Below are 8,668 nucleotides of genomic sequence, written 5' to 3'. Positions count from 1 at the left end.
CGCCGGAGTCGCCCCTCGCTTTGCCGTAAAGCCTCCTCCGCCCGTTTGCGCTCGGTGATGTCGCGGAGGTTCAGTACCATTGCGTTGACGTTCGGATCTTCGAGCATGTTGCGAGCAGTGGCTTCAACCCATAGCCAACTGCCGTCCTTGTGACGGTTTTGTGCTTCAAAGGTTATCAATTCCCCGGGGTGTTCCAAATTCCAGGAACGCATGGAAAGTACGACGGGCATCGAATCGGGGTGCGTAAATTCAGCCTGGTCTCTGGCCAAGAACTCTTCGACGGAATATCCAAACATTTTGGTAACGTTGGGCGATACATAGGTACGTCTGCGGTTTGCGTCGAATAGCATGAGAACTTCCGATGATGTCTCCACCAAGGTGCGGTAGAGCAGTTCGCTCTTTCTCAAGGCATTCTGAGCCTCTTTTAGCTGTGTTACGTCGGTAACGGTGAAGGTGAATGAGTAACTGCCGGTTGTCGATATCTGCACGAAGACATCCCGCGTTGTGCCGTCTTTTCTCACCAATCTGTGCTCGGCCTGCCCGGTTGTATAAAGAGACTCGCCCACCGCCTTGAACGTTTCGTCGGTTTCATGAAGGAGCCTGGTGCTTTGCCCCTTCAGTTCCTGAAAGGTATAGCCGGATATCCTTGACATGGACTCGTTTACCCATTCGATAACCCGGTCCCTTACCCGGCCGATGCCTATGGGCGAAGCCGCAAGGATGTCGCGGAGTGATTGTTCCGATTCGACAACCTTCTGCTCGGCAAGCTTGCGCTCGGTGATGTCCTGATTCACGCCGTATCTTTTCACGACGCGGCCCGCATCATCTGTAACGGCGCCTGCCCGTGTCAGGATGTGGCGCACTTCTCCATCACGGCGGATAATGCGGTGCTCGATGTCAGGAAGGGGTTCGGGGCTCATTCTTGTAACGGCTTGTTTCACCGCTTGGGAGAAGATCGGCAGATCGTCGGGATGTATGAACCGTTTGGCGTATTCTTCCCTCGTCATCCGGTATCCACCTTCCTGCTCGGCAGTGGTACCGTATAGGGCATAGAAGGGATCGTTGAGAATGAATGTCTGCGCCGCGGGATCGACCTCCCAATACACGATGTGCGCAAGGTCAGTTGCCTCTGACAACTGAAGCTGGCTTGTGCGCAGGGCTTCTTCAGCCCGCTTGCGTTCGGTGATCACATCAAAGATCGCCACAAAATGTTCTTTTCTCGGACTGTATACGGAGATTGAGAACCACATTCCCAGGGCCTTGACATATCTTTCAAGCCGCTCCGGCACGCCCGTCAAGGCCACCTTGCCATAGATCTCGAACAGTTCCGGATCCTCTTCTCGTATACCGGGAATAAGTTCTGATACTTTTTTTCCTATTACGTCCTTGAGTCCGGTCAATGATTCAAACGCGTCATTGACATTGAGGTAGATGAAATCCTTCGGTTGATTCTCTTCAAAAAGCATTCTGCAATACGCAAATCCGTTGAGCATGTTATCGAACAAGGAACGGTAGTGTTTTTCACTCTCCCTGAGCGCCTCCTCGGCGTGCATTTGGGAGGTAACGTCGTCGAATATGGCGTACACCTGATACGGTGTTGACTCCCCGGGACGAAAAAGCGGAGTCTGGGTAATTGACAACCAGGAGAGAGCCTTTCTGACCGGATTAGAGATCCCCAGGATGAAATGTTCAACCGGCTTGCCCGTGCGTAGCACCACTCTGAAGGGGTGTTCCTCATCGGGCAAATCTGAACCGTCTTTCCGAACCAACTTCCAGTCCGGATTCACATAACGCTTCCCCTGCATCCGGTCGAGAGGAAGCCCCAGGATTCGCTGTGCCGCGGGGTTGGCGGAGATTATTTCGCCGCTTCCAGTCAGGTAGATGACGCCCTGGCTCATGGTCTCAAAGAGGCGAAGGTGCTCCACCTCGCTTTGCCGTGAGGCCTCATCAGCCCGCTTCTGCATCACTTCAGATTGTTCGAGTTCTTTGATTCTTCGTTTTAAGGAGGGTAATTCTTGGAGCCGTTCTTGATCCATCCGGGACGAATTCTTCAACTGATTTTCCTGTCGTAGCCCAGTGCGAGATCATACTAAGACATGATAGTACACCCTTAATTCCGAAATGTCAAGCCACTGTCCGCGGTCGGTGTGACCTATTAGCCTTCATGTATGACAAATAATGTATCAGTTTCCGGTAATCACCACGAAATTGGGGATATTGCAACGAGATTTGTAGCTTCGCGACGACTGCGGCGTTCTTTCAGAATAATCGGTTGACAGAACCGAAATAGTTTTCGCGATGAAAGCCGCAGGGCGGACTTGACCCCGTGCAATCTAAGCCTCTAAAAACACTGCCATAAACATATATAAAGCTAAAGAAGCCCGCCGGTATGGGTTCTATCTCAGGCACCGAAGATACGCCTACGATAACAAAAATACATGTGTGGCACAGGCATTGCAAATATTAATGGTGCTATGGAAAAAACAACGACAAAAACCAAATCGACAATAGTTGGTGGGAGAGATATCTTGAAAAGAAATTCGCTTGTACAGAAAACGGCAAGGAACATAGCCGTCTGTCTTGTGGCAGCCCTATTCACGTGCCTCTTTGCTAACGCCTCATTCGCTGACTGGACCCAGTCGATTAACGAGAACGGAGTCTACGACGGCACGACCTATACCATAAACAAGATTGAAGTCTTCAAGCTCGATGGAACGAGCAGCTTGGCAAGCCCCGGGATGAGCAACTTCACCGCAGGCACATGGACAGCACAGATGCCCAATACCAATTACGTGGTAGCGACCAACGTTACACCTGGTATCAGCAACTTTAACTGGCTTTTTTCCTTTACAGGGGATTCGTCTGGTTCAATCAGCCTTGCCTATCTGGCTTACGCAAGCACCGGCCAGGTATTCGGCACGAATCTGAATTTCAACTATGGCGGCACATCGGGATGGAGCTTTCCCACCATTCAAAATCTTAACGTCAATGACCCTGCTTATAACAGAACTGGTTCCCCTGTACCGATCCCTCCGGCGGTATACCTGTTAAGCGCTGGTCTTTTGAGCCTTGTAGGATTGCGGAAGAAATTAAGCGAATAGACGCTATTAACTCCCATAATACCCCCCCACACAGGCAGGGCCTTAAACCCTGCCTTTATTATTAGTGTGGACGCATACTCTAGGCTGAATTTCACATCGATGCTTGCCAGCATCCTCAATCCTCACGCGGCAAACATTCCGAATTCAACAGTCTTTCAGATGGCTGGAAGTTACAGATGAAAGAATACGCCTGTTATATGGAGAGGAGCCAGTCTATGGCTGTTTTTCGTTCCGAGAAAACTTCGACTGTCCAGCCTCGGTTTCTGCAGGCCGTCTGGTAGAAGTACACCGACGGGTGCTCTTCTATGGCAGTCGGCATGACAAAGGCTACGTGGCTTCGCCGGTTCGCTTCGAGGCTTTCGTAGAGTTGTCGAGGCAAATCGAGCCAATCGAGGGTTGTCGCGGAGAGCTGAGCTTTTGTTACGTCAATGAGGGTCCGGGTAACGCCGGTTTCCTTCTCAAGGGAGATGCGTTTCGTCTCGGCTTCCGTCAGGTCCTCTGCGGTAGTACGACCGACGCACACTACTTCGATGATGCCGACTGATGAATCATGCCTTACAATACATGCCATACATCTCCCCTTGCTATAAGCTACGCGTCCTCAGACCGCCTGTCAAGGGGTTCCCTTTCTGAAACGGGCTTAGCGGGCGGAGTATACGGCCCACAACGATCAATTCATTTCACAAGCTCTCAATTTCGTCCCGTGTCCCACCCCGACTGTCCCAAAAGCTGTCGTTTTATGAGGTTTAGCGCACCGTAAGCGATTCAATCCCCACGAAGGACCCGCTCTATTGATACCGCCCTACTCTACCGATGCTAACATGTAGGCTTGAGCAGGTGCGCATGGGAGATGCGAATCACATGAGCACGAGTACCGGATAACCTTCGTAACTTCTAAGTAACACTTTCTATGATTAACAGATCTTGCTCTTCAAGGCATTAATAAAGCCTCTATATAGATAGAAGGTAACACCAGTAACACCTGTAACACCAAAATTCATATATACCTCTCCAAGCGATCAACTCTTCGCATCTTCTACGGACGAAGAATGTACATTATTCAGAGAAAATCAGACTAAAATCTTGTCCAAACCATTCGGCTAAATCGGATGGAATCCTTGCTTTATCTATGATCATTTAGTGCGAAATAGTGCCGAGTGAATGGACCATGGACTATCAACGGTTTACAGTCTATAGAGCTGGGCTCGAAGCCCACTTTTCAACCCTGATACGAATTGAAACTTCGATTTCTAGTTTCGTTTTGAAACGTTGCATAAACCACTGACGTTAATAAATCCAGGGCATTCTTTATGAGGGATACTCTTGACCACTCGAAACCGTTGATTTCATACGAGCGAATACTCGCTTCTATTTCGCTTCTATGCGTCTTACAAACCGTTGATAGTCAATTTGGTTGTAGAATTCGAGACCCTTCACCCACCCCAGTAATCATTAAGGAAAACCCTCCAAAACACTCTTAGGCGACTCTTACGAACAAAGGAAGAGTCTTCCTCTTGTCGCACTCAATAATACTTAACCGTGAAAAATTAGCATCTCAAGTAAAGAGTGCCGATCAGAGGTCGATGGGGTCGGCTCTGGATGGGAAAATAATTCCTATCAGGGAAATTTTTGCCGGCAGCCGAAGAGTCTAAACATCCTACAGAAAGGACCCGAGAAATGCGTATTGTGCGATTGGCCGTGTTTTTTTAAAGGCTTGCGCACGAGGCCCAAGAAACATCACGGATCAATAATTTGCTGAGAAGGACGGCACAATGCTTGCAATTTACTATCTAGAAATCTCTTTAAGGAGGCAAGGTATGTCTATTTCGAGCATTTCTTCAAGCACCGATGTGTACCGAAACCAGTTCCAACAGATACGAAAAGATTTCACGAGCCTGCAGTCCAGCCTGTCTTCAAGTGATCTCACGGGAGCGCAGAGCGCCTATGCGGCGCTGACCCAGGATCTCCAGAACGTTAACCAGACTCGGACTACGACCAACACGCAGGCAAGCACTGATCTTGCGGCCGTTGGCACCGCCCTTCAGTCTGGTGATCTCGCGGGAGCCCAGAGCGCTTTTGGCACGCTGACCCAGGATCTCCAGAACGTTAACCAGATACAGGGCGGCCAGCAGACCCACAAAGGCCATCACCACCATCACCATTACTCTGACAACTCACAGAATGCGAACTCAACGTTGAGCACTGATCTTGCGGCTGTTAGCACCGCCCTTCAGTCTGGTGACCTCTCGAGCGCCCAGAGCGCCTTCGCCACGCTGACCCAGGATCTCCAGAATGGAGGGGCGCTCCTGACCACGGGCCAGAATTACACCGCCGGATCACTTTTCGATACGACGGTGTAAGAGACAATAGAACAAGACCACGGGTGAGTTAGCGAGAAATGTAACTCCTCAAGACGCCACCGCCATGCCTTTGAACAGGGCCTGGTGGTGGCGTCAGACTTTCGTCAGAATAGCGATCGAGTGAGGATTAGGACAAGTGCGAATTATGAGCGCATATGCATTATAGCGTCGCCGCGGGTCGTGAGAAAGGTAGAAACAGAGCGGATACAGCATAAGAATAGTTTGTTTGACCGATTCATAGAATCTACATTGAAGACAGCTTGAATAACCGTGACACACGTCATTGATCTCAAAAGAATAGGCGGGTACGATGGAATATTAGCTATGCTTCCCTCCATCAGAAGCATGTTATGAAACTCTAAAGGAGGTATCCATGAAGCAATTGATTCTTGCAGCACTTTTATCTGTGACGTTGACACTGCCCACAGGGCTGGCTTTCGCAGATTCGGCGCAGCCAGGGCCACGGCTAAATGGACACTGCAAAGAGGACGTCAATCAGTTCTGTTCAGAAATGCAACCTGGCGGCGGACGCATAGCCAACTGCTTGAGGGAACATGCTAAGGACTTGAGCCAGGGTTGCAAGGCTGCAATCAAGAATAGGATGCGGCGCCAGCAACAGCAGCATCCGAACGGACCTACGCAGCCCCCTGCTTCCGCAAAATAGCGTCTGTCTGTCAGGTGCACCGGGTCTATAGAAGCCGCATTCTTGACGAGCCAAGCATGATCTAATCATAATGGTCGAAGGGCGACGTTTCTGGCCAAGATCGTATCGTGTCGAACGGGCTTGCCGAATTCCACCCAACCGCCTACAAAAGAGCAGGGCTCGCCTACGGCTTTTGTTTGATCATCTCTTTGGCCAGGGGATCAACGATCGCAGACCGTCACCAGCGGAGAATTCCCTTTTTTGTTTCTCATTCCCTTAATCGAGGGTTGTTTATTGCCTGACGCATACCAGGTCGGTCGGGGCAAATCCGTTCCCTCTTTTTGGTGTCGTCCAGCTTGCGTCCACGCCGAAGAGTTCAACAACCTCGATCTCTCCCTTGAAGATTCCTTTTGTCGTGCCCAATGGCGCCTTTGTTTTCGGATCTATAGCCTTTTCTCCTGGAGCATACACCTCGAGGATTCTTCCTTTTTCAAGCCCGGACAATCTTCCCGCGTTTATGTAAATCTTTCCTTCATCAATCGACACGATCCGCGTATGCCAGTCTATATAGAGGATGGCCTTCAAAATATCATCAGCAATCACCTCAATGGCCAGATCGATAGACTTGTTCTTTGCCTTCTCTGCGCTCAAGTCCCCCTGCTCTTTTGAGAACGATACGGGGTTTCTTCCGGAAAGTTGTTTGAGGAGAAGGCCTGTATCCGTATTGTAGATTGCCACATTGAGCTTGGCCAAGGCGAAAGAGGCCTCCTTTGCGTTGGAGTTCTCAATTCTGGAAGTCGTTGTATAGACATCCGCGAGACTACTTTTTAGGACGGCCTGTATTCCAAAGACCTCATTGAGTATCTTCATGTTTGCAGGGTCAGTTAAAGAACCCGTGATACCGGTTGTCTCTGGGTCCACACAAATGATCGTTCCTGTGCCTTCAAGTCTTGATATGAGCCGCTTTGTGGCTAGATCCCCAAGGTATTCACTCTTGTAATCCGTTTGATCTTCGATGGGTAGAACAATGACGCGTCTTTTCATCCTCGGCGAGGGATAGTCAAATGCGATAGGAGAGGTGCCTGTGAGAAAACCTATACCACCCGGGATAGCGCTTGCGTTGCCAGGGTAGGCCTGTGCCTGAGGCGTGCTCTTTGCCTTGAGTTCCTCTTCTAATTTGGCTATCCTTTGTTCCATGATGTCTCGTTCTTTCTTGGTGCTGGCGGTGGCCCTCCCAACAACCGATTCAAGAAGACCAGGTGAGAACTGATCTTTTCTAACCCATATATATTCCGGTTCCTGTTCGTCCACATGGTATCTTCTGTTACGGGCGTATATATACTCCACGCCATCGATCATTTTGATATCACCGGGGGTGGGGGCCTTGGCCTCCTCTATATTTACAGCCTTCTTTTGATCGGTCTTTGCGGATGACTCGTCCTTCTTTTTGATAAAAGGCATGTAGCTGCAAGAAGATATGAAGACCGCCGTCAGTAACGAGATGGTTATCTTTCGCATTGGTTCATTATACGTTATGGACATTAGCTTGCCCCGTCTTAAACAGTCGATCGGCATGCTCAGCATAGAGTATCCTGATGCAATCAGGACATACTGAATGACTGAACCGCGCCAGAGAATTTGCACTTATGTACTCCTCAAGTGTTTTCCAGTCGATATCTTGTCTGATTTTCTTACAGTTGGCACATATGGGGATGAATCCTTCCAGTATCTTGATTTGTTTCTGTATTTTCCTTGTGAAGTAATAATGCGAGGAAAGGATGACAATTACATAAATTGACAATTCAAGTATCACTTCACCTTTCCGCTGGGGGTATGTTGTTGGCTGGTCTCCAAATATGTAATGCGGCCAATCCAAAAACTCGTTTGCCACTGTCAAAAACACAAATATCGACAGCATGGCCGCAAATACTATCCAAATCCTTTTGTGCGCCTTTAAGGGTAATTTGCCATCGGCATGTGACATGGCCATCTCCTTTAATATTTAGTGAGCACCGAACGATACGGTGTTACCAGTTCATCTTTGCCAGGGAGCAAGCCGCCTTCAACCGCTTGGCCTCACTTTTTGTCTGCCATTGCACTGTTCTCGGTTTCGCCGAGCTCTTTTCCATAATTTCCTGATAAGGTAATAAATCTCTTATCTCCGTGCCCATCCGGATTGGCTCTATATGAACAATGCGTCCACTGCAGCGCCAATTAAGTTGCCCGCAGTGTTGTGGCCGATTTCATGCTCGACCCGTGATATTTTATAATCATCTCCACAGGACTCTTTTTCCGTCCTTGCCGGGATTATCATAACCTTACCTGATCGCCTCCAGACAAAGGAGGAATAGAATAACAAAATCCATTACAACGACGATTACCATCTTTTACTCCGCATCTGTATCAATTTCATTTCCACATCGCTTTCCCTGGAATGTCACTTGGGGTAACTCTCTGCTTATCGCAAGTTCAAACCAGCATCGGACCAGAAGTGCGGGCCTCAGGGGGGATTCGCCGTAGCTATCTGGTGTGCAGCTATCTGCTCTGTCCGGGGAGGAAATCAT

The 8,668-nt window shown here is 49.3% G+C and carries 7 protein-coding genes; 3 read left to right on the top strand and 4 right to left on the bottom strand.

The features are described from left to right. Positions 1 to 2,036 (bottom strand): PAS domain S-box protein (locus VMT62_00405; protein ID HVN94866.1); only part of this gene is annotated, 2,036 nt, incomplete at its 3' end. A gap of 492 nt (positions 2,037 to 2,528) precedes the next feature. On the opposite strand from VMT62_00405, the gene VMT62_00400 reads away from it, so the two are divergent. After that, positions 2,529 to 3,101 carry a hypothetical protein gene (locus VMT62_00400; GenBank protein ID HVN94865.1) on the top strand — a complete coding sequence of 191 codons (573 nt, stop codon included), beginning with the start codon at positions 2,529 to 2,531 and terminating at the stop codon, positions 3,099 to 3,101. A gap of 193 nt (positions 3,102 to 3,294) precedes the next feature. Here VMT62_00400 and VMT62_00395 read toward each other — a convergent pair whose 3' ends face one another. Next, entirely contained in the window at positions 3,295 to 3,672 is a 378-nt protein-coding gene (locus VMT62_00395; GenBank protein HVN94864.1) for a hypothetical protein, read from the bottom strand. A 1,246-nt stretch (positions 3,673 to 4,918) separates the two neighbouring features. Between VMT62_00395 and VMT62_00390 the strand changes: the two genes are divergently transcribed. Both VMT62_00390 and VMT62_00385 read left to right on the top strand, forming a co-directional pair. Then, positions 4,919 to 5,461 (top strand): hypothetical protein, encoded by a 543-nt coding sequence (locus tag VMT62_00390; GenBank protein HVN94863.1) that lies wholly within the window; start codon positions 4,919 to 4,921, stop codon positions 5,459 to 5,461. Positions 5,462 to 5,834: 373 nt separating this feature from the next. Continuing rightward, positions 5,835 to 6,125, top strand: a complete 291-nt coding sequence (locus tag VMT62_00385) for a cysteine rich repeat-containing protein (protein ID HVN94862.1) — start codon at positions 5,835 to 5,837, stop codon at positions 6,123 to 6,125. A 270-nt stretch (positions 6,126 to 6,395) separates the two neighbouring features. Here VMT62_00385 and VMT62_00380 read toward each other — a convergent pair whose 3' ends face one another. Then, positions 6,396 to 7,646, bottom strand: a complete 1,251-nt coding sequence (locus tag VMT62_00380; protein HVN94861.1) for a hypothetical protein — start codon at positions 7,644 to 7,646, stop codon at positions 6,396 to 6,398. Continuing rightward, positions 7,630 to 8,088 carry a hypothetical protein gene (locus VMT62_00375; GenBank protein ID HVN94860.1) on the bottom strand — a complete coding sequence of 153 codons (459 nt, stop codon included), beginning with the start codon at positions 8,086 to 8,088 and terminating at the stop codon, positions 7,630 to 7,632. Before VMT62_00375 ends, VMT62_00380 begins: the two co-directional genes overlap by 17 nt. Positions 8,089 to 8,668: the final 580 nt, after the last annotated feature.

The organism is Syntrophorhabdaceae bacterium (assembly GCA_035541755.1).
Taxonomy (GTDB): domain Bacteria; phylum Desulfobacterota; class Syntrophorhabdia; order Syntrophorhabdales; family Syntrophorhabdaceae; genus PNOF01.
Note: the sequence above shows the minus strand (reverse complement) of the source record. Positions and strands in the feature narration are given on the sequence as shown.